Annotated in this window: 16 protein-coding genes; 9 read left to right on the top strand and 7 right to left on the bottom strand. The window is 42.8% G+C overall.

What is annotated here, in order from left to right; genetic code table 11:
• Positions 1–64: 64 nt before the first annotated feature.
• Entirely contained in the window at positions 65–565 is a 501-nt protein-coding gene (locus ACFGVS_RS09285; RefSeq protein ID WP_439698409.1) for a hypothetical protein, read from the top strand.
• 110 nt (positions 566–675) lie between these two features.
• Here the strand turns inward: ACFGVS_RS09285 and ACFGVS_RS09280 are convergent, their stop codons facing one another.
• Positions 676–1,434: an oxygenase MpaB family protein gene (locus ACFGVS_RS09280; RefSeq protein ID WP_439698408.1), complete on the bottom strand. Its 759-nt coding sequence runs from the start codon at positions 1,432–1,434 to the stop codon at positions 676–678.
• Complete coding sequence (locus ACFGVS_RS09275) at positions 1,419–1,829, bottom strand: DUF2809 domain-containing protein (protein WP_439698407.1); 411 nt, start codon at positions 1,827–1,829, stop codon at positions 1,419–1,421. Before ACFGVS_RS09275 ends, ACFGVS_RS09280 begins: the two co-directional genes overlap by 16 nt.
• 104 nt (positions 1,830–1,933) lie before the next feature.
• Between ACFGVS_RS09275 and ACFGVS_RS09270 the strand changes: the two genes are divergently transcribed.
• Complete coding sequence (locus ACFGVS_RS09270) at positions 1,934–2,497, top strand: sugar O-acetyltransferase (RefSeq protein WP_439698406.1); 564 nt, start codon at positions 1,934–1,936, stop codon at positions 2,495–2,497.
• A gap of 399 nt (positions 2,498–2,896) precedes the next feature.
• Positions 2,897–8,845 carry a gliding motility-associated C-terminal domain-containing protein gene (locus ACFGVS_RS09265; RefSeq protein WP_439698405.1) on the top strand — a complete coding sequence of 1,983 codons (5,949 nt, stop codon included), beginning with the start codon at positions 2,897–2,899 and terminating at the stop codon, positions 8,843–8,845.
• Between the two features lie 66 nt (positions 8,846–8,911).
• On the opposite strand, the gene ACFGVS_RS09260 is transcribed toward ACFGVS_RS09265, so the two are convergent.
• Entirely contained in the window at positions 8,912–9,619 is a 708-nt protein-coding gene (locus ACFGVS_RS09260) for a DNA alkylation repair protein (RefSeq protein ID WP_439698404.1), read from the bottom strand.
• Between the two features lie 475 nt (positions 9,620–10,094).
• On the opposite strand from ACFGVS_RS09260, the gene mutS reads away from it, so the two are divergent.
• The 3 genes from mutS (at position 10,095) to ACFGVS_RS09245 (ending at position 13,886) form a co-directional block, all read left to right on the top strand.
• Positions 10,095–12,704: a DNA mismatch repair protein MutS gene (gene mutS, locus ACFGVS_RS09255; RefSeq protein WP_439698402.1), complete on the top strand. Its 2,610-nt coding sequence runs from the start codon at positions 10,095–10,097 to the stop codon at positions 12,702–12,704.
• Between the two features lie 160 nt (positions 12,705–12,864).
• Positions 12,865–13,428, top strand: coding sequence for a C40 family peptidase (locus ACFGVS_RS09250; protein WP_439698401.1), 564 nt, complete (start codon positions 12,865–12,867; stop codon positions 13,426–13,428).
• 329 nt (positions 13,429–13,757) lie between these two features.
• Positions 13,758–13,886 (top strand): hypothetical protein, encoded by a 129-nt coding sequence (locus tag ACFGVS_RS09245; RefSeq protein WP_255369896.1) that lies wholly within the window; start codon positions 13,758–13,760, stop codon positions 13,884–13,886.
• Here ACFGVS_RS09245 and ACFGVS_RS09240 read toward each other — a convergent pair.
• Both ACFGVS_RS09240 and ACFGVS_RS09235 read right to left on the bottom strand, forming a co-directional pair.
• Positions 13,873–15,786, bottom strand: a complete 1,914-nt coding sequence (locus ACFGVS_RS09240; RefSeq protein ID WP_439698400.1) for a DUF3857 domain-containing protein — start codon at positions 15,784–15,786, stop codon at positions 13,873–13,875. The two genes, ACFGVS_RS09245 and ACFGVS_RS09240, sit on opposite strands and share 14 nt — an antisense overlap.
• On the bottom strand, positions 15,786–17,765 hold the full coding sequence (locus ACFGVS_RS09235) for a DUF3857 domain-containing protein (protein WP_439698399.1): 1,980 nt from the start codon (positions 17,763–17,765) through the stop codon (positions 15,786–15,788). Before ACFGVS_RS09235 ends, ACFGVS_RS09240 begins: the two co-directional genes overlap by 1 nt.
• A gap of 130 nt (positions 17,766–17,895) precedes the next feature.
• Between ACFGVS_RS09235 and ACFGVS_RS09230 the strand changes: the two genes are divergently transcribed.
• Positions 17,896–18,933 (top strand): exonuclease domain-containing protein, encoded by a 1,038-nt coding sequence (locus ACFGVS_RS09230; RefSeq protein WP_439698397.1) that lies wholly within the window; start codon positions 17,896–17,898, stop codon positions 18,931–18,933.
• A 129-nt stretch (positions 18,934–19,062) separates the two neighbouring features.
• Here ACFGVS_RS09230 and queG read toward each other — a convergent pair whose 3' ends face one another.
• On the bottom strand, positions 19,063–19,992 hold the full coding sequence (gene queG / locus ACFGVS_RS09225) for a tRNA epoxyqueuosine(34) reductase QueG (RefSeq protein ID WP_439698396.1): 930 nt from the start codon (positions 19,990–19,992) through the stop codon (positions 19,063–19,065).
• A 161-nt stretch (positions 19,993–20,153) separates the two neighbouring features.
• Between queG and ACFGVS_RS09220 the strand changes: the two genes are divergently transcribed.
• Positions 20,154–20,519 (top strand): STAS/SEC14 domain-containing protein, encoded by a 366-nt coding sequence (locus tag ACFGVS_RS09220; RefSeq protein WP_439698395.1) that lies wholly within the window; start codon positions 20,154–20,156, stop codon positions 20,517–20,519.
• Positions 20,520–20,565: 46 nt separating this feature from the next.
• On the opposite strand, the gene ACFGVS_RS09215 is transcribed toward ACFGVS_RS09220, so the two are convergent.
• Positions 20,566–21,249 carry a hypothetical protein gene (locus ACFGVS_RS09215; RefSeq protein ID WP_439698393.1) on the bottom strand — a complete coding sequence of 228 codons (684 nt, stop codon included), beginning with the start codon at positions 21,247–21,249 and terminating at the stop codon, positions 20,566–20,568.
• 186 nt (positions 21,250–21,435) lie between these two features.
• On the opposite strand from ACFGVS_RS09215, the gene ACFGVS_RS09210 reads away from it, so the two are divergent.
• Positions 21,436–22,002, top strand: coding sequence for an acyl-CoA thioesterase (locus tag ACFGVS_RS09210; RefSeq protein WP_090651994.1), 567 nt, complete (start codon positions 21,436–21,438; stop codon positions 22,000–22,002).
• Positions 22,003–22,069 lie beyond the last annotated feature (67 nt).

Here is a 22,069-nt window from a genome sequence, read left to right as displayed (position 1 = left end):
ATTGTAAAATAAACATCCTCCATATCTGAAAAAATAGCTAATATGCAGTGCTAAACTTATTATCATGAATTATAACCAGCCCGCAACAGCTACCCCTAAAAACGCTTTAAAAACAACATCAATTATACACCTGGCCTTAATAACGGGGCAGGTATTGTTTATGATAGTGGCTTATATAACCAATAAAAACATCAAATACTTTGATTATAAAGACAGCAGGGACGACGTATTTTTTTACATTGTGCCCTTAATGGCTATTGTATGTACGGTGATTGGCGGTTTTTTGTTTAACCAGCAATTGGGTAAATTCCATCAGCAGGCCGCCGGTACCAGTAAAACACTTTTAGAAAAATTGAAAGTATATCAATCTGCCTCAATTGTAAGATACGCGCTGTTGGAAGGTCCCTCTTTATTCGGTATCGTATGCTTTTTATTAACAGGTAATTTATTTTATCTGCTTATTTCGGCATGTTTAATAATTACCATGATCAGTTTAAGGCCATCAGTTAATGCCGCAGAAGCATACCTGCAGTTAAGCTACGACGAAACGCAGCAATTACTTTGATGTTTGTTCAAAGTCCGGAAGTTAAGACTTCCGACGGATCACTTCTGACTTTGACCTAAGGCTTTCAACTCCAGTTTGCCTTCTCATCTTTCCGACTTCCGGACTTCAGACTAAGCATTATCCATGCTAATGATCTGGGCTTTATAAGCAGCCGGGAGCAGGGCGTTGCGTAAAAAGGTTTCCACCTTTAGCACCCTCAAAAACTTGTATGTCCATATCACCGGTAAAAGCCAGGGCAGTTTTCCTAACGGAAGATGTCTGCCTACCAATGGTGGCACCACCAGCAGTTGCGCCTGTTTTAACACCGCGTAACGTGAAGTGCCAAGATGTTTTTTGTACTGGCGGTATAAATCCAAAGTCAGTTCGCCATGAACCAGGTTATGCTGTAAATGTTCATCGCGCATATCCAGGTATTCAAAGTAGTTTTTTGGTAGGCCAGTAAGCCCCATGCGCTGGCCTACCCGGTTAAAAACCATAAACGTTTGGCCTTTTTCGGCCTGGGTTAGTTTGCGCTCCAACAGCTCATATGACCGGATAGACAGATCAATCAACAGGAACAACACATCGCGGTACGCCCAATCGGGGATCTGTGCGCCGCGGTTGTTTTCAACACCTTTGTGAATGGCGGTTATCCGGTCGATAGCTTTTAACGCCGATTCCTGGTCCGAAAAAATGATTTGCCTTGAATATTCAACTGTCGAAAATAACCGCCCAAGCGGGTCGGCAGGCAGGCGGCCGGTAAAGTATAGCCAGTCAACTGCTTTGTTTAGCGCAAACTCGGCTGCCGCCCCTGCAAAAATAAACAGGATGGTATCGGCCTTGCCCCAAATTTTCCGCACTATCGAATCCTCGCTTACAAAATATTCCATGGGCTTAATGCTGATTTAATTGAAGAGTAGTTTGTTGGCCGTTTTTTTTCGATGCCGATTACCAATGCTATGCCTAATGTATAACAAAGCAAATCCATCCACGAAAAGGAAGTGCCCAATAACAGTGCCGCTATTTTGGAATGCTGCATGCCTAACAACTTTACCAGGTGAAAATATTGCGAAACCTCGGTTACGTAAGCAAAAAGCAGCACGCCAAATGCTGTAGGCAACACCGGTGTGTTAACAAATGCTTTTACAAAACAATACAACAGTATCACCATAAAAAAATCGCCGCCAAAAGGCCGTATGACGTTATCGTGCATGTATTTACCTATTAAAACTTCGGTTATGACGAGTAGTATGGTAAATATGAAACAAGTTTTGTTTAATTTCATTTTTGAAGTACTTTGATATTCAAAGTAAATAAATATTGAATTGAAATGCAAATTTTTAAATATTACACCGTTGGCTTCCTAAACGGCAATTGATATATTTAACCATGCAAAAATCCGAACTTCAAAAAATGCTGGATGGCGACCTGTACGATGCCAGCGATGCCGAACTGGTTGCCGGTCGCTCAAAGGCACGCAAATTATTTACCCGTTATAATGCGCTTGATTACGATGATAAAGAGGGCAAGAGGAGCGTTTTAAAAGAGTTGCTGGGTGGCTTTACGAATGCCATCGACATCCAGTCGCCATTTTACTGCGATTATGGCTTTAATATTTTTGTCGGCGATAACCTGTTCCTGAATTTTAACTGTATTATACTGGATTGTGCCCGCGTAACGCTGGGTAATAATGTATTTATGGCGCCCAATGTACAGCTATATACCGCTTATCATCCCGTTATAGCTTCTGAACGGGTAAAAGGCCCCGAGTATGCCGCGCCTATAACCATAGGCAACAATGTATGGCTTGGCGGCGGCGTAATTGTTTGCCCCGGTGTTACCATTGGCGATAATACTACTATTGGCGCCGGCAGCGTGGTAACCAAAGATATTCCGGCTAATGTGGTGGCGGTGGGGAATCCGTGTAGGGTGATAAAAGAGATTGCTTTGTGAGGCAGAATTACGCCAAACTTACAATTCATTTAAGAAACAACTCTACCCAAAATTGCACTAATTTTCATGTAGAAATATGGCCTTGCTTCATCGCCGGTTATCCTGTTTATACTGACGAGTTTAGCCATATTTTGATTAATGCTACAGTAAGCTACAAAATACCCCAACTTAGCATGTACAATTTCAGGGGTATTGGCGCCAATAGGGGTATGCCGATACGTTAAGCTTTAAACAGAATTTTTATTTGAGCCGGAACGATACTACTATTAATGTGATAACCCCGTAACGAGTAAATCCTAAACCAATCTAAAATGCCCCTCAAACCAGCCATCAGTATTATCAAAAATAGAAAATAATGTTATATTTATTGTCTTGTTAAAACTATTGAGCTGGTGATTCATGAATAAATACTTACTATCATTAAGTATCTTTATATATTTTTTATTTTCATCCCTATATGCTGTGGCTCAGCACCAGGATGTTAACGGCGGGCAAATAACTAATCCTATAAATTTTAACGGAACCGGGTGTTACTATAAATGGACAGTTGATAACCCATCTGTTGGATTGCCAACAAGCGGTGGTGGCGATATACCTGCTTTTACAGCGATAAATACAAGTAAAAGTCCAATAACGGCGACTATTACGGCAACGCCGCAAAACCGGAATTTTGCCTACATTCCCAATAACAATTCGGCATCTGTGTCGGTAATTGATCTTTCAGATAATTCAACTGTGGCAACAATTGCAACAGATATGCAGCCATATGCTATTGCTATAAGCAAAGATGGAGGCCGGGCGTATGTAACCTGTGCACCAAGTCCTCCTTTGACTAATTATCTGGACGTCATTAACACTGCTGATAATACTGTTATCCGTAAAATAACATTGGGGTATGGTTTATTAGGTTGCTTAGCAGTAAGCCCAGATGGAAGCAAGGTTTATGTAGAGAATTATGATCAAGGTGAGATTTATGTAATCAATACATCCACCTTTGAAGTTGATGCTCCTATTTTGGTTGCATCAAAGCCATTAGGAATGGTAATCAGTCCGGATGGTTCTACGTTGTATGTCACAAATTATGGACAATCATGTGTTTCTGCTATAAATACAGCCACAAATCAAGTTACTAAAATACCAACGGGGCAAGACCCATATTACCTGGCCATAACACCAGACGGGGCTAAACTTTATGTAACGGATACATCTATAGGTAATACCAATATTACTATAATTAATACTGCTAACAAAAGTGTTGAAAAGGTGATACCTATTATAAACCAATATCCTGATGGTGTGGCAGTAAGCCCGGATGGAAAAAAGGTGTATGTTACCGGGGGGCATATTCCTATGCTTTGGCAAATAGATAATGCTACGGAACAAATAGATTACGCTGCGACTTTAGATAATGAGCCTATTGGTGTATCAGTTAGTTACGATAATAGCCTCGTTTACCTGGCCAACGGCCTTTTTACAACTGTATCTGTCTTTGATCCTGTAGCAAGAAAAACTAAGGAAGACATTTCAGTTGGGTATAACCCCATTGCCATTGGTAACTTTATATCAAACAGTACTTGTACTAATAGTAAACCTGTAACCTATACCATTACGGTTAACCCAACACAGGTATCGCCAACAATCACTGCGGGATCGGTCACGGGAAATATTGCTTCATGCGCAGGTGCGCCATCGGCAAGCCCCAACATTGAGCAGTTTACCGTTGAAGGGAGTGGACTTATTGCCGATATTATTGCAACAGCTCCGGCGGGCTTTGAGATATCTGCAATGGCGTTAAGCGGCTATGGAACAACGCTCAGGCTACCTGAGGTTAACGGTACAGTGAGCAAACAGGTGATATACGTCCGTTCGGCCACGAATGCTTTGGGTAGTATTGCAGGAGACGTAAAACTATCGTCGGGAATAAAAAACACGGGCGTTTCGGTTAAAGGTATTGTCAAAGCATTGCCAACGGCAGATAAAGTACCAAGCCAGGTTAAAGTTGCTGGTGATACTACAAATGCCATTACATTTTCCGGTACAGCAACGGCCTTTAACTGGACAAATGACAACCCTGTAATTGGTTTGCCAGCAAGCGGCACCGGAGATATTTCGTCATTTACCGCGCTAAATCCCGGCAAAGGGACTATTAAAGCCAATATTGTGGTAACCCCGGTATCGGCCGGCTATGCCTATATCAGCAGCAGTCAAACTGCAAATATATCTGTGCTTAATACAGCCACTAATAAAGTTGTAACTACTATTCCTGTTGGTAAGGAGCCCTGGGGGGTATCGGTAAGTCCCGATGATAGCAAAGTATACGTTAGTAACCTGGCCTCTAACTCTGTATCTGTTATTGATGCTAGGACCAATGTGGTTGTTTCAACTATTTCTGTAGGTGTTAATCCAACAGGTATCGCAGTGAGCCCCGATGGCAGCCGCGTGGCCGTTGCCGTTACAAATGGAAATGGAAACACTATTAGCGACGTTGCCATTATTGATGGCGCTACCAACAGCATCATAAAAGTTGTGCCGTTTAGTTATCCTGTGCAAGCTGTAGCGTTTAGCCCGGATGGCAGCAAAATGTACGTAACCAACGGCAACGGCCAAATAGCGGTTGTCAACAGTTCTACTTATGAAATTACGTATATCGACTTGGGATTAGGTTATTACGCCGCGCCAGTTGCTTTAACGTTAAGCGCAGATGGGGGCAAACTATATGTGGCCGACGCCAATGCGGGCGCTGTTTCGGTAATCGACACAAAAGCAAATTCGGTTTTGTCGACAGTTACAACAGGCCCCTATATTAATAATTTACTATTGAGCCCTGATGGGAAAAACCTGTATGTAACCCAAATTTCACCATCTAATGTGGTGGTGATAAATACAGAAACAAATAGCATTATAAAAAATATACAGGTAGATCTTGGCCCGCGGGGTTTGTCATTAAGTCCCGATGGAACAGGCGTGTATGTAACCAACCAGAACGCCAACGGTGTGACTTTAATAGATATTGCTACAAACACCGTGGTATCTACATTTGATGTTTGTGAAGAACCATCGGCAATGGGTAATTTTACAAACCATGGCACCGGCTGTACCGGGCCGCCTGTCACTTTCAGCATTACTGTAAGCGCTGCACCGCCGGTGATAACCGCCGGTGCAATAACCGGTACTATACAAGCCTGTGCAGGTACACCATCATCCAGTCCGAACATCGAACAGTTTACGGTCGAGGCGAGCAACCTGTCTGCCGACATTACTGCTACAGCTCCTACCGGTTTCGAGGTATCATTAACTCCAATGGCGGGGTACGGTAAAACCATCACGCTTGCTCAAACCAATGGTACGGTAACGGCTAAAGTTATATATGTACGTTCTTCCGCATCGGCTACCAGTAATGTGGCGGGCAATGTTGTACTATCATCAGGCACAACAAAGCAAAATGTTGCGGTTAATGCAATTGTTAGCCCGCTGCCGGCGGCTGACAAAATTAACGATCAGACTAAAGTTAACGGACAGGCTACAGATGCCGTAACTTTTAGCGGTACGGGCAATCTGTATACCTGGGTGAATGATAATCCGTTGGTAGGTTTGCCTGCAAGCGGGGTAGGAGATATTGCCTCTTTTAAAGCCATCAACTCAACTGCCAATTCTGTGCAGGCGCATATTACGGTAACGCCTTACAGCGGGCCGCTTGGTTATACGGCAAATTACTATGATGGTACGGTTTCGGTTTTTAACACATTATCCAGCAAGGTTATGGCCACTATTCCGGTAGGCAAACAGCCACTATCAATAGCAATTCATCCTGACGGAAGTAAGGTATATATTGGCAACTCGAATTTTAACACTATACAGGTTATAAATACAGCAACTAATAAGGTTTCGGATGTAATTACCGTGGGTACCGAAAGACTCGACGCTGGTTTGGTTATTACAAATGATGGTAAATTTTTATACGCTACAACTCAAAGTTCATCAGGTATCGTGCGGATAATAAGTACCGAAACAAATAGGTTGGTTGGTAGCATCGATCTTGGTGCATTTGGTGTATACGGCGTGGCGAAAAGTCAGGATGGAAGTGCTATTTATGTTTCGCAGGGCGATAGGGTAACAATAATAAATACTTTAACAAATTCTGTGACGGGATTTATACCTCTCGCCGTTTCCCGCCGTTTAGATGCCTTAACTTTAAGTGCAGATGGTAAAACGCTTTATGTAGCAAGCGCAGATGAAAATAATATCATAGTAATAGATACCCAAACAAATACCGTAAAAAACTATATTGATGCAGGCATCTCCCCAAGCTTTTTTTTAATGAGTGCTGATGGCAGCAAATTATATGCGTCGAGTTTTGCCGCTAATACCCTTAAAGTTATAAGCTTATCAGATGGTAAAGTTATCAAAGCCATCCCCTTAAAAACCGGTCCTTATTCGATGTCTCTTAGCCTGGATGGCAGCCGGATTTTTGTTACTGGTGAACAGGCGGCTGTTGTATCCGTGATCAGTACTGCAACAAATGAGGTAATTAACACCATTCCCGTAGGATTAACGCCAACGTCATATGGAAATTTCATTGGCGAGGGGACTGATTGTCCTGGCCCATCCACCACATTCACCATTACTGTAAATTCCAACAAACCAACTATAACATCAACCGGGCTGTTAACAGCACTCTCAACTGTTTATGGTACACCTTCGGCTTCCGCAAGTTTTACCTTGTCGGGCACAAATCTTACAGATGGTATTTTGATATCACCACCTGACGGTTTTGATGTAAGTACCGATAACATCAATTTTAGCCATAGCGTTATGTTGGGTGGGGCAGGGGTAATTGCACCTGCCAAAGTTTATGTGAGGTTGAATCAGGCAACTGCGGCAGGTAATTATTCGGGTTTAATTTTGTTAACGAGTTCCGGAGCTGCAAATGTAATAGGACCAAATTCAACCGGAACTGTAAAACCCGCCCTGCTCACTATCATCGCTAATACCATACATAAGCCCTATGGTAATATGCTTAGTTCTCAAATTGCTTCAGCAGATTTTATCGCAATGGGGTTGCAAAATTCAGAAGAGATTGGCAGTGTAACCATTACTTACGGCCAGGGAGCCAATGCCGCTGATGTCATAAATACATACAACGGAATGGCTGTGCCTTCTGCTGCAACTGGTGGTACGTTTACAGCAAGCAACTATATCATTACTTATGTAAATGGCGATATTGTAGTTGATGCTGTTCCGGTTATAACCTACACCCAAAACCTGGCTGATTTAACTACAACATATGGTATGCCATCGGCTTCCACTACTTTTACCGTTTCGGGCAAGGATTTATCTGCTGGCGTCCTGGTCAATCTGCCTGCCGGTTTTGAGGTTAGTACCGATAATATCAATTTTTACAAAACAGCTACTCTTGGTGGGGCCGGTAGCGTCAATTCGGTTAAGGTTTATATCAGGCTTACATCCAAAACAAACGTTGGTACTTACCCTGGCGATGTGGTTTTGAGCAGCCCGGGAGCGGTAAGCAAAAATATTTCGTTATTAAACAATATAGTAAACAAAGCGCCTTTAGCTATCAGTGCAAATAACGTGGCTAAAATTTATGGCGATATACTTACCAGCGGTAGCGGATCGGGAGCGTTCACCACAAATGGCCTGCAAAATGCCGAAACTGTTGGCAGCGTTGCCATAACTTACGATAAAGGGCAGGCCGGAACGGATATTGTTGGTGTTTACAATGGATCTGTACTGCCTGGCAATGCCACAGGAGGCACTTTTAACCCGGGTAATTATGCCATAAGTTATATCAATGGCAACCTAACCGTAAATGCGGCGTTGCTTACCATAACCGCGGTTAACAAAAGCAAAAAGGCTGGCGACCCTAACCCGGAATTAGAGGCAGTATATTCGGGGTTTAAAAATAACGAATCTGTTCTGGAGCTTACTACTCCGCCATTACTCACCACAACGGCAATAACAGCATCGCCCGTAGGGCAATACCCAATTAATGTAAGCGGAGCATCGGCTGTTAACTATAGTTTTACCTACGTTGACGGCGTACTTACAATCGATCCTGTTTTTTTTGCTATAAAAATCCCAAATGCCTTTACACCAAACGGCGATGGAACAAATGATACCTGGGAAATTAAGTACCTGGATAGTTATCCATCGGTTTTAGTAAATGTTTATAACAGGTACGGCGCAAATATATTTTCTTCAATGGGCTACAGCAGTCCCTGGAACGGCAAATATAAGGGTGGCAACGTGCCGGCGGGTATATACTACTATATCATCAACCTTGGCAATAAATCCGGCAATTTATCCGGATATGTTGCGGTTATCAGGTAGCTACTTTGTTTCTTATTGGGTAATAATAAAAAGTTAAAAAACAAATTGCGGGTGCTTTTGGGTGCCTTAACACTTAACAGTCTTCTTCTTTGTCCCCGGTTTACGCCTTGCGCGCGACTTTTGAATGTAATCCACTGCAACCGGTACCTTACATGCGGTTCCGTTTTGATCCACGAATACAGTTCCTATTTTATTGCCCGTTGCGATAGCCTCATTCATTAATGCGTCTACATAAGTTCCCAGGTTGATGATAAACCCGTTCATGGTCGATCGTACCCGGTTTGGCGATGAATGGATAGTTTGCTCAACACGATTTAACAAAGCACTCAATACCCGAAGATCGAGCTCGCTATCTGGTTTAAACGAAACTATATTGCTTAAGGTAGACCAGCCCGCGGCGGCAACGTACTCCCTGCTGTCGTTTATCCATTCCTGGGCCAGTTCAAATCCATATTGGCCTTCGGTAGCTACCCAGGGTACCGTATATTCGCTAATGTTGTTGGATATGGCCTCATTAACCCAGGTTTGCAGGTCGGCCCTGGTCATTTTAGCATCGTCGGCAATCAGGCCGGCAAGGTACATGGCATCGGCGTTACCGGTGGCATACAAATCTTTAGCCAACTGGTAATCTTTTTTAACCTTTTTTTGGATGGTTTTTAAATACTCAACCTTCACCCCAAAAAACGGCTCTTTAACCCCATGTTTTAACAGGATATTTTTGATGCCCTGGTTGCCATTAGCCTGCAGGTAGGTCATGATTTCGGCTACGTTCATTTTATCAAATTCAATCAGGTATAAATTTATGCTATTTCCCGACTTTTATGAATAACTATGAAATAAATGCGAACATTATACAACACAGGTTAGCCCGTTTGCCCAACAAAACATTTGTTTTGCCAAAATGGTTAATTTATTGTTCATCAATGATAATAATGTTTCGCTTGCCGATGAAATGTAAGTGTGAATATCACCTATAAAGTGCTCCAGGGTGGTCACCCCGTGTCAGGGTGTTTCAGGGTGTGTCACCCCGTACCAGGGCGTGTCAGGGCGTGTCAGGGCGTACCAGGGCGTACCAGGGTGTTTCATATTTTTTGGTGGTACACCCATAACAACAAGAAACACCACCCGCAACCCGAACACCCGCAACCCGCCCCCCCCCCGATATCCACATCCATCCAACTTTTCCACAATGCCCTAAAAGCACGGGCAATGCATTAACTTTACCCGATTAACAAAAGGAGTAAACCGCTTGGCTAAAGACACTACCAAAGAAACCCCATTAATGCAGCAATACAACGCCATCAAGGTGAAGTATCCAGGTGCTCTGCTGCTGTTCCGCGTGGGCGATTTTTACGAAACTTTTGGCGAAGACGCCGTTAAAGCCGCGGGCATATTGGGCATTGTGCTTACCCGCCGTGCAAATGGTGCTGCTACCCATATCGAACTGGCTGGTTTCCCGCACCACTCGCTGGATACCTATTTGCCCAAACTGGTACGCGCCGGGCAGCGGGTGGCCATCTGCGATCAGCTGGAAGATCCTAAAACCACCAAAACGATTGTTAAACGCGGAGTTACCGAACTGGTTACGCCCGGGGTTGCCACTAATGATAATATCCTTAATCAAAAAAGCAATAACTACCTGGCATCGCTGCATTTTGAAAAAAACAGTATAGGCATTGCCCTCATCGATATTTCGACAGGCGAGTTTTGGACCGCCCAGGGCAACAGCGATTATATTGATAAGCTGCTGCAAAGTTTTTCGCCAAGTGAAGTGATATACCCCAAAAGTCGCACCCGCGATTTTAAGGATAACTATGGCGACCGCTTTTATACCTACGCCCTTGATGAATGGCCCTACAGCGGCGATTACGCCACCGAAACGCTATTGAAGCACTTCGGGGTAAAATCACTAAAAGGCTTCGGGATAGATAAGCTTAACCTTGGTATTATAGCCGCAGGTGTAGCCATCCATTATTTGAATGAGACCGAGCACCGCAACCTGCAGCACATTAGTGCTATTGGCCGGATAGAGGAAGACCGGTATTTATGGCTCGACAGGTTTAGCGTACGCAACCTGGAACTGGTAGGATCGACCAATGATAATGCCCTTACCCTGGTTGATGTGCTTGACCATACCTGCTCACCCATGGGCGCCCGTTTGCTGCGCCGGTGGATTGTGATGCCCCTTAAAGAGATAAAGCCTATAAACGACCGCCTTGGCGTTGTAGAGTACATGATTGAGCACGAGGAGCTACGCGAAAACCTGCAGAACTGCATCCGGCAGATAGGCGACCTGGAGCGGTTAATCAGCAAGATAGGTTTACAAAAAGCCAACCCGCGCGAGGTTTGCCAGCTTAAAAAAGCATTGATGGCTATCGGCTCCATCAAAAAAACAGCTGAGGCATCTGAAAGCCTGCCACTGCGCGCTATTGGCGAACAGTTAAATCCCTGCGTAACTATCTGTGAGAAAATAGAACGCGAACTGAACCCCGAGCCGCCGGTAATGATCATCAAAGGATCGGTGATGAACGAGGGGATCAACGAGGAACTGGACAGGCTGCGTAAAATTGCCTTTGGCGGCAAAGGTTACCTGCTGGAGATACAAAAACGCGAGGCCGAGGCAACCGGCATCCCTTCGCTTAAAGTATCTTTTAATAACGTTTTTGGGTACTACCTGGAGGTTACACACAGCCACCGCGATAAGGTGCCTTCGGAGTGGATAAGAAAGCAAACTTTGGTTAATGCCGAGCGCTATATTACCCCCGAACTAAAAGAATACGAAGAGCAGATTTTGGGTGCCGAGGAAAAAATCCTGGTGATTGAGACCCGGTTATATAACGATCTGCTGTATTCGCTTGCCGAATATATAAAGCCTATCCAGCTGAATGCGCAGCTGATAGCCCGTTTGGATGTGTTGCTTAATTTTGCCCATATATCTATCAAAAACTATTATGCCAAGCCCCAGATGAACGAGAGTAAAGTGCTCGACATCAAAGGTGGCCGCCATCCGGTAATTGAAAAGAACCTGCCGCTTGGCGAAACTTATATTACCAACGATGTATTCCTGGATTCGGAAACGCAGCAGATCATCATCATTACCGGTCCCAACATGGCGGGTAAGTCGGCTTTGCTCAGGCAAACCGGTTTAATTGTGCTGATGGCCCAAATGGGCTGCTTTGTGCCGGCCAAATCGGCTTCGATAGGCCTGGTTGACAAGATATTTACCAGGGTAGGGGCATCAGATAATCTGTCGTCGGGCGAATCAACCTTTATGGTGGAGATGAACGAAACAGCCAGTATCCTCAATAACCTATCCGACAGAAGCCTTATCCTGCTTGACGAGATAGGTCGTGGTACCTCAACTTATGATGGTATTTCCATTGCCTGGTCTATAGCCGAATACCTGCATAACCACCCAACGGCAAAGGCTAAAACGCTGTTTGCCACCCACTATCACGAACTGAACGAACTGAGCAACAGTTTTAACCGTATCAAAAACTTTAACGTATCGGTTAAGGAAGTTGGCCAGCAAATAATCTTCCTGCGTAAACTGGTACCTGGTGGCAGCGAGCATAGTTTCGGGATCCACGTAGCCAAGCTTGCCGGGATGCCGCAAAAGGTACTGAGCCGTGCCAACGAAATTCTGAAGAAACTGGAAAACGAACGGACAGGAGGGGAACATATCAAAGAAAGCATCCGCAAAGTGCAAAAGCAGGCCGTGCAGATGCAAATGTTCTCGATAGACGACCCTGTGCTGGTAAAAATCCGCGACACGCTGAATAACCTCGATGTAAATACTTTAACACCCGTTGAAGCGCTGATGAAGCTGGACGAGATACAAAGAGTGATAAAAAGTTAATTTGAGAATTTGAAGATTTGAGAATTTGAAAATGATTTGTAGGATCTCGATTTGATAATTAAGACATTTTCAAATCTTCAAATTCTCAAATTCTCAAATAGTGTTAATTTGTTAAAAACATCAGTTCTCACTACATCTCACTAAATTCTACATTTGCAGCATGACCAAACATCGCCTATTTTTCTATTGCTTCGTTTTGTTTTTTGTGCCGATAGTATTAACATCTTGCCACACCCGCAAGGCAGCTATGCGTGGCCTGCCGGGCGAAGTGGTAAAGCCGGATGGGGATATTGCCTCTAAATACTCAGAAATTATGGGGGTAAACAAAAGCGATATCGAAAATGGCAGGCTGTATGCCTTTATCGAGCAATGGATGGGCACCCCCTACAAATTTGGCGGCCTTGATAAAGATGGTGTGGATTGTTCAGGATTGGCCTTTTTGCTGGAGCAGCAGGTATATGGCATCACCATTCCCCGCATGACCAGTAAGCAAATAACCGTTATTAAACGCAAATATGAAGACGAACTAAAAGAAGGCGACCTGGTTTTCTTCGATTTTGATGGCAAGCAATTTAGCCATGTGGGTGTTTACCTGCAAAACGGCTACGTAGTTCACGCCAGTTCAAGGCGCGGCGTAGTTATCGTAAAACTTCGCGATCCATCGCTTTACAAATACTTTTCAAGAGCAGGTTCTGTGGACGAAGGAACGGTGCAGGTTAATTAGTTCATCAGGATAAACGTAAATTGGGTTAACATAACTTAACATATTTTAGAAATATATTTTATAAATATTTGATAATCAATATTTTATATTTTGCATGGTTAACATCAAACTGATGTTTTGAACAATTTAAGTGTATCCAAATGTTTGTGTCTGTTTTGGCCAACAACAGGCAACAAACATCAGGTGTGGTTTAATGCTTACATCTTCCTTACATTCCTGCTTATTCCCGTTGGTCCACTGTATTATATTGAATCGGGCGGCGGCTTCTAAACCACTCACTTAATCAACCCAATCAACCACTCACTAAAAAGTACTAACTTTGCAACCTTATGTCAAAGCAAAAAGAAGAATACTCATTTTGGACTAAATATAAAAAGTTTGCCGGTAACGAGATCACCCTTTACCTGGTCATGATTATTGGTATCATCCTGGGCATCGTGATATTTAGTTATCTTTAATCAACGTTACATTACTGTTGTCGGTTTCGCTTACCGATTGGTAAAAATCTACAAAGGCCTGGTACAAATCTTTACTGTAGGTACCATCAATTATTTGCAGTTTTCGTTTGTAAATTAACTGGTTGCCAACAACGGTGGCAGATACCGAGAAATTGCCAAATGGCTTTTCGAGCGAAATGCTGGCCGGGCGCATATCTACATGATAGCCTTTGGGCAGGGTATATGTAATTTCGTCTTCATCGGTGTAACCAGTGTTAATATAGAGGTCATAATGCCTGTTACGTACCTCGCGCGGGGTATTATCTTTTCTGTTGGTAGCATTGGCCAAAAAGTCTATTTTACCATTGACGGCCGACCCATAATCCGGGGCAGTTAGCTTGATTGTTTCTGTGAGGCTTGGGTGGATGTTTTTATCGTCCTTAAAATCAAATTTTTCGATATCCAGGTTATTAATTGCATAAATTTTCTGGAGTATTTTTACTTGTTCTTTTGGTGGTTCGGTAAGCAGGTAGGTACGGTTATCATACTGCAAGCCTTTAAAACTGGTAAGCATATTGCCCGATAATGTTCCGTCGGCAGCCAGGGTAAAATAGGCCGTGCACTGTTGTGTATTGGTTTTGGCCGGGTATTTTGGGGTATGCATCAATTTGCCGCCTTCGGGTGTGCAGGCTAATACGTCGCGGTCGTCGGTAAAATCGCTCAAAAAACCAAAAGGAATTTGCTGGCTGGTGCACTCTAAAAAGGTGGTGTCGTTTTTAAAAGGCAGGCACAGGATCACATGGTCAAACTGGTTCATGCTCGCAAAATCAGTGAGCGGGCTGCGTTTTAAGCTTCCCGACTTTACAATGCAGTAATAAGAATCGATATCAACAGCCTTAAAAAGTGATTGCGTATAGTTTACCAGGGCTTTACAATCGCCATAATTTTGCGCGTCAACATCGCTTGCTAAAAACGGCTGATAGCCGCCTATACCAACCTGTACGCTAATGTAATGCGTTTTTCCCTGCATATATTCATATATCTTTTTGGCTTTGGCTTTAGGATCGGTAATGTCTTTGGTTATTTCCTGCATCCTGTAAACAGTGCTTTGGGGTAATGCCCTGCGCGACGATAGCAATTTATCGTAGATCCATTTACCCATACCGTTCCAGTCGTTAAAAGAACCTGTTACTCCAAGGTAATTAAATTGCGACGCAGGCGAAATCTTCACCCTGCTGCTCATCTTTTCATAAATAGGGCTATAAGGCTCAACTTTTGATGCGTTAAGGTTACTTACCTGCCAGCTATAAGTGTTTTCGCCCTGCTTATTTGTACCTTCCACCAAATGCGAGGGCATGTTAATTTCTTTATACCTGATCTTAAAATCGGGTTTGCAGCTAAATGTATAGGAACTTTTTTCAACAGCTACATCAACTGATGGTTTAGGCTCCCAGTCCTGGAAACTCAACGATTGCTTTGATTTATATTCGTATTCATAAACAACCGTGTAAGGATAATCAGTTACAGCAGGCTGAAAATGTTTTACCTTAGTATCTTCAAATAAAGCTGAGCGACTTACTGCGGCGTCGTCCTGGAAATCACTTTCAGAAAACTTGCCAATAGGTTTACCAAACTGGTTGTAAACCAGTCCTTTTATGTTTTTAATCACGTTCGCCTTGTCGTGAAATATCACAATTTCGGCTTCGTCGTCGCCATTTTTATTTAATATGGTTACCGCGGTTTTAATACGGTAATAGGTATTATCCAGGTCTTTTACCTCAATGCTCATATCATTGCTGCGGATAACGGCGCTGGCGTAGGGTAGCAATTCTTTAGGTATAAGCGATGCATCGTAGTTTTCCTGCGCATTTGCACTTAATGCCGACGCAGATAATAAAATGAGCCACGTAAGTACTTTCATTATTTTTTCTTGAAAACCATATCCGCCTTTTCGGTAAGTATTATTTTGTTGTACAATTCCTTAAGGTAAGGATATTCCTCGGATGTGTAAATAGGTTTAGTAAATTTTGTAATGTTCGAGAAGGTGAAAGTGTTATCTGAATTTTCAAAAGTGGTTGCATACATACCGCCATCACCGGGCATTTTAAAGGCTACTGTTTGTGGTGGCGTTTCAACGGTATAGCCCTGCGGTAGCCGCATAGTTAATATTAAACGGTCGTCTGATGCCATTCCCCAATCTACCGGGTAATCCCTTTCGGCCAGCTTAAATGGGTTTTTGGTTATTTTTTCCCATAAAAAAGGGTTAAACACCAAACGGTTATGGTTAGTATTGTCATAGGCGTCAATCTCAACTTCAAAAGTTTCGCCAAGCGGCATATCAAGGCTATCCAGGTTGGCTATGTTTGATTTTAGTATTTTTAATTTAGGAAGTTTTTCGTCCTGGTTTTCAACGTACTCATCAATCGAGTTGAATTTTTTGATGGCTTTTCTTTTTAAGTAGGCATCGTAACCACGGTAATAGTTGATGATGGTTCCTTTTAGTTTACCATTATCAAGCAAGGTTAAATCAAGTGATCGTGTTGTCGATTCTTTTTGCAGGCCGCTTAATTCCATCCAGTACGATGGTTTATCAAGGTTTATCACCCGCCCTTTATCATTAAGGCATTTCAGGGGCAACAAACCGAATGATAATAATGGGTCTGTTGCATCAAGTAAGTAGCTTTTATCGCCAATATTAACTTTGGCAATTACGTAATCAAAATCATTAATTACGGGGTAAAGCATATTGATGCTGCCGTTATTACGGGTTGATAGCACTACAAGCTCGGTATTAAGGTCGGCGGCCCTTAAGGCCGCTCCAAGGGCAAGGTTAATATCACCAATAGTACCCGTGTGTGCTTCATACGCTTTTTTTATACCATCCGGGCTATATATTGATGTAATGTCATTCCACTTAAACCATTTTTGCAGGTAAGCATAAATGGCCTTTGCCTTTTCCAATTCGTCTGTTTTACCAGCTATTACGGATGCAATCCTGTCTTTCATCAGCTCCTTACGCTTAAACTGCGATCCAAAAAACTCGTCGGTTTTTAGTTGGTGCTCAATATCTTTCCAGGTTTTAGATACTACGGTTTTAGCTCCGGTGTATGGGTTGGTCCATTCAACCTCATCAAAATATATGGCCGATAAAAAGTTTTTTGGCGATGTCATATAATCCTCAGATACAAACGCCGGAATATCCGTCATTTCATAAGTTATGTACGAACAATCGCATTTGGCGCCATGTGATGAAAAGCATTCCCGTTCAACCTCCGATGTCGATTTTGAAAGTTTTTGGCTACCGCGTAATGAGGCGTTGAACACCCAAAATGCGGGGATATGCACATCATATTTCGAATGTATTTTGGGTATTTCATCCTGAAAATCCCAATTCCTGAATTCATCAAGATAAGGCGAGACCAGTTTATACTTAAAATCAATAACACAACCAGGCTTTAAGGCAGGCAAGGCAAATTTTACAGTGCTGCGGTATTTATAATCTTTTACGGTATACACCTTTTTTAAATCGAGCGGGGCGCTGCGCATTAGTCCATCGTCATCGCGGTAATAGGTGGTGCCGGTTATGTCGCTAACTTCTTCGGTTGTTTCGCCGTTGGCGCTGTGATGAAAAGGTATCTCAATGGTGCCGTGTTCAAGTCCTTTTGTATCAAATATTTTTATGCGGGCATGGTAATCAAATATCAGGCGCACATGGTCGTCGCTTACCATATCTATCCGGGTTTTCCCAAATTCATTCAGGAAAAGGGCGTGTGCCGAGGTGTCTTTTGCGTATTTTTTTAGTTCAAGGTCTTCGGTGGTTACACTCCCTTCAAAATCCTGGGCCTTTATAATGTGTTGAGTACCAATAAATAAAACAATAATAAGTAGCAGTTTTTTCATACAATAATCGCGATAATTAGGATGGTATTAATTAAAAAATAAAACTTAGATATTAATTAAATTAAAAAATTTATTGTGCTGATTCTTTTTAGGACATTTGCGACGTTTACAGTAATACTGAATCATTACAATGAAATTAAAACTAAAACGCCCGCTTGCCTTTTTTGATCTGGAAACTACGGGTACTAATATCGGGGTTGACAGGATAGTTGAAATATCGGTTATTAAACTGCATCCTGATGGCAGCGAAGATGTTAAAACCTGGCGTGTACATCCGGGGATGCCTATACCGCTGGAGTCATCGCTGGTACATGGTATTTATGACGAGCATATAAAGGACGAACCGGAGTTTAAAGCTTTGGGCCAGGCCATTGCCGAATTTATTGGCGATAGCGACCTTGCCGGCTATAACTCCAACAAGTTTGACATCCCGATGCTGATGGAAGAGTTTTTGCGCGCAGGTGTATCGTTTACATTAGACGACCGCCATTTTGTGGATGTACAAAACATATTTCACCAGATGGAACAGCGCACGCTTAAAGCGGCCTACCAGTTTTATTGCGATAAAAAGATTGAAAACGCCCACTCGGCCGAGGCTGATACGCGGGCAACCATGGAAGTTTTGCTGGCGCAGATTGAGCGCTATGAAAACATGGAGTGGGAGGATAAAAAAGGGAATATTACCGTGCCGGTTGTTGGCGACGTAGAGGCGCTGCACAAGTTTACCAACTTAAGCAAGCCGGTTGATTTTGCAGGCCGCATGGTTTACAACGAGCAGGGCGAAGAAACCATTAACTTTGGCAAGCATAAAGGCAAAAGGGTTGAGGACGTGTTAAATGCCGAACCAAGTTACTATTCATGGATGATGCAGGGCGATTTTCCGCTGTACACCAAACGTAAACTGGAAGAAATATACACGCGCTGGAATGCTAAAAAGAATGCGGACCGCCAGGCCAAAAACGCTGCACAACAGCCAAAACCAGCCGACCAGGCCCATGCACCACGCCCCGAGGCGCCAAAAGCTGATTACCCTAAAAAAGAATTTCACAAACCCGATCATACCAAAACCCAATATCCACCCAAGCCTTTTAAAAAGAAGGATGAGCCAGCTCAACCCGTTAATGACGATATGCTGGCACAGTTGGCATTGAAGTTTAAGAAAGGGTAGTGGAGTTTTGAGTGGTGAGTGATGAGTTTAAAAAGTCTCCTTAGAAATATAGTTTAAGGAGACCTTTTTATTTAAAACAATAAGCATCAAAGTGGCTTTTCTCACCACTCACCACTCACCACTCACCACTCACTTCTTCAAAAAATCGATATTACGCTTCAATCCACTGAATTTGGTGCGTTTTACAGCTGAGTTTTTAAATACTTTCTGAAAAACATCCTGGGTGATATCCTGCCAGTCGGCAGCTTGCAGGTGGAGTAAATCCGGATGTGGTGTAAAAGCAGGTTCGGTGTTCAGTACCGAAAATCGGTTCCATGGGCATACGTCCTGGCAAACATCACAGCCAAACATCCAGTTGTCCATTTTGCCCTTAAACTCTGCAGGAATTTCGTTTTTCAGTTCGATGGTCAGGTACGATATGCAGCGGCTGCCATCAACAATATAAGGCCCAACAATAGCATCAGTAGGGCAGGCATCAATACAATTGGTACAGGTGCCGCAATGATCGGCAGTGGGCGCTATATCATATTCCAATTCCAGATCAATGATCAGTTCGGCCAGGAAAAAAAACGAGCCTGCTTTTTTGTTGAGCAGGTTGGCGTTTTTGCCTATCCAGCCCATGCCCGATTTTTTGGCCCAGGCCTTATCCAGCACCGGTGCCGAATCAACAAACACCCGGCCGCCAACTTCACCAATTTTTTCGTTTATGATTTGTAACAGAAGCCTTAGTTTATCTTTAATAACGGTATGATAATCCATGCCGTAAGCATATTTTGATATTTTGGGTGCTGTTGGATCGGTTTGCTGGTTATCGGTATAGTAGTTAATCCCTAATGAAATCACCGATTTTGCACCATCAACAAGCAGGCGCGGATCAAGGCGTTTATCAAAGTGATTTTCCATGTATTGCATTTCGCCATGCATGTTTTTTTTTAGCCATCCCTCCAATCTGGGTGCTTCCTCTTCTAAAAATTCAGCTTTTGATATACCGCAAAACAAAAAACCGAGCTTTTGCGCTTCGCTTTTTATTAACTGGCTATATACCGTCCTGTTTTGCATATCGCTACAAAGATACTACAAATTAAAATTCGTAAAATATACAGTGTTTGGTAGTGATTCTGAAATAGTTAGATATTGTAATAGTATTTCTACGGAAAAAATCCTGATTATTTAATCAATGGTGTGGTTTTTGTAACTATTGGTAAATATATAATCTACAAATGCTAACTCACTTAAGCTACCTGCCGCAACACGTTTTAGGGCTACATGCCACGGGTGAAATTACAAATGCCGAATATGAGAAAGCGTTGGAGCCTTTGCTTGACGAACATATAAAACAACACGGAAAAATTAATTTTATACTGGTATTGGAAACCGATATTAAGGATTTTGAAGCCGGTGCCTGGTGCGGTAATATAGGCATTGGCCTAAAATACTTTACTAAATGGAACAAGCTTGCCATAGTTACCGATAAAGAGGGAGTAAGGGAGTTTAGCCATCTTTTTAAATATATAATACCAGGCAAATACAAAGGCTATCCCCTTAACGAACTGAACGAAGCCGTAAAATGGATAGCAGAGAAATAGCCTGCCGTGCAGGTCGCGATTTGGCGGTTGCTAATAAATGTACTTGCTAAAAAATTAGTGTGCCGTCGTCGTCAATAAAACACCTGCTCACTATCCTACAGCCTATCGGCTCGCCATTTACTGTAGCGGGAACAAATACTTTGTCTTCTTCGGGCAAAACGTTAACATTCATGTTAAATGTTTTTGAAAAATTGCCGCTATAAATAGTCACTTTAAAATAGGCCAGCCTGCCGCCGGGGCTCACCAGTAATTCAACAACAGCGATGGATGCTTCCCTGCTTATATCCATGAGGTTTGCCGGCAGCCTGAAGAGTTTTAAATAAGGCAGGTAACCAAAATACCTTCCGCCTATTTTTAACGGTTTGGTAGTACGGTCGCTATCGGTCAATTGCTTATCAACAAAATACCTTAAGTTTGATGTAGTGTCTTCGGGGGCCTCGTAAAGAAATTCCTTTTTTGTATAGTCGTAGTTTTGCAGCAAATGGCCGTCAGGGGCATAAAAACGCCAGATGCCCACTTTTTTGTCGTTTTCAAAACGGCCATTGGCCAGGGCATAGGTTTTATCATAAATCATTTGGTACAGGCCTTGCCGGGTACTTTTGTCGCTTTTTAAAACAGTAAGTTTTTCGGTAATGTGCGCGTTTATTTTATGACTGCGCTCAACAGTTTCCTGGGCAAGGGCCGCATTTATAAAAAACAGGGTAACTATCAGCAGGGTTATGGCTTTCAATGGTGTGTTATATATTTGGGGTAAATATATAACGCGGATGTACCAATATCAAATAGCTGGTTTAATATACCGGCTTTGTTTTTTGATCATTTTGCAAAATGCGATGTAACACATTATGGCTATTGTAATAGTTTTGTTGCATTAATAGTACGGGATGCTTAAACTTGTAGCTGTAAACCATATTTCATGACGGCGCTAACTGATCAATCCGATTACAAAACGGTACGTTTTTCTGAGACCACGATAACCGAGTTGATGATCCCTTCTTATTCAAATTTTGGCGGAAAGATTCATGGAGGCATTTTGTTATCGCTGATGGATAAGGTGGCCTATGTTTGCGCCGCTAAACATGCCGGTAATTATTGTGTTACCGCTTCTATTGATACTGTCGATTTTTTACAGCCTGTTGAGGTGGGCGAACTGGTATCATTAATGGCATCGGTTAACTATGTGGGCAATACATCGCTGGTGGTTGGCATTAGGGTAGTTTCAGAAAATATAAAAAACAACTCGGTAAAGCACACCAATACCAGTTATTTTACCATGGTATCAAAGGATGAGCATAACAAGCCTGCTAAAGTGCCCGGTTTAATATTGGAACACCGTGAACATGTAAGGCGGTTTATTGAAGCCCGGCGGCGTAAAGAAATTAAGCAGGGCTATATGAAAGAAGTTGAGCAGATAAAGATGCCTGATAACTACGAGCACTGCATCGAGCTTTTGAAAGGCGAAAGATGCCTGGTTGCCGGTTAAACAGCGCCAAATCCAAAATAAGCAAGTAAAATTAGCGTATTAATTGCCAAAATGTTTGGGCATAATA

This window comes from Mucilaginibacter sediminis, assembly GCF_051903035.1.
Classification (GTDB): Bacteria; Bacteroidota; Bacteroidia; order Sphingobacteriales; family Sphingobacteriaceae; genus Mucilaginibacter.
Note: the sequence above shows the minus strand (reverse complement) of the source record. Positions and strands in the feature narration are given on the sequence as shown.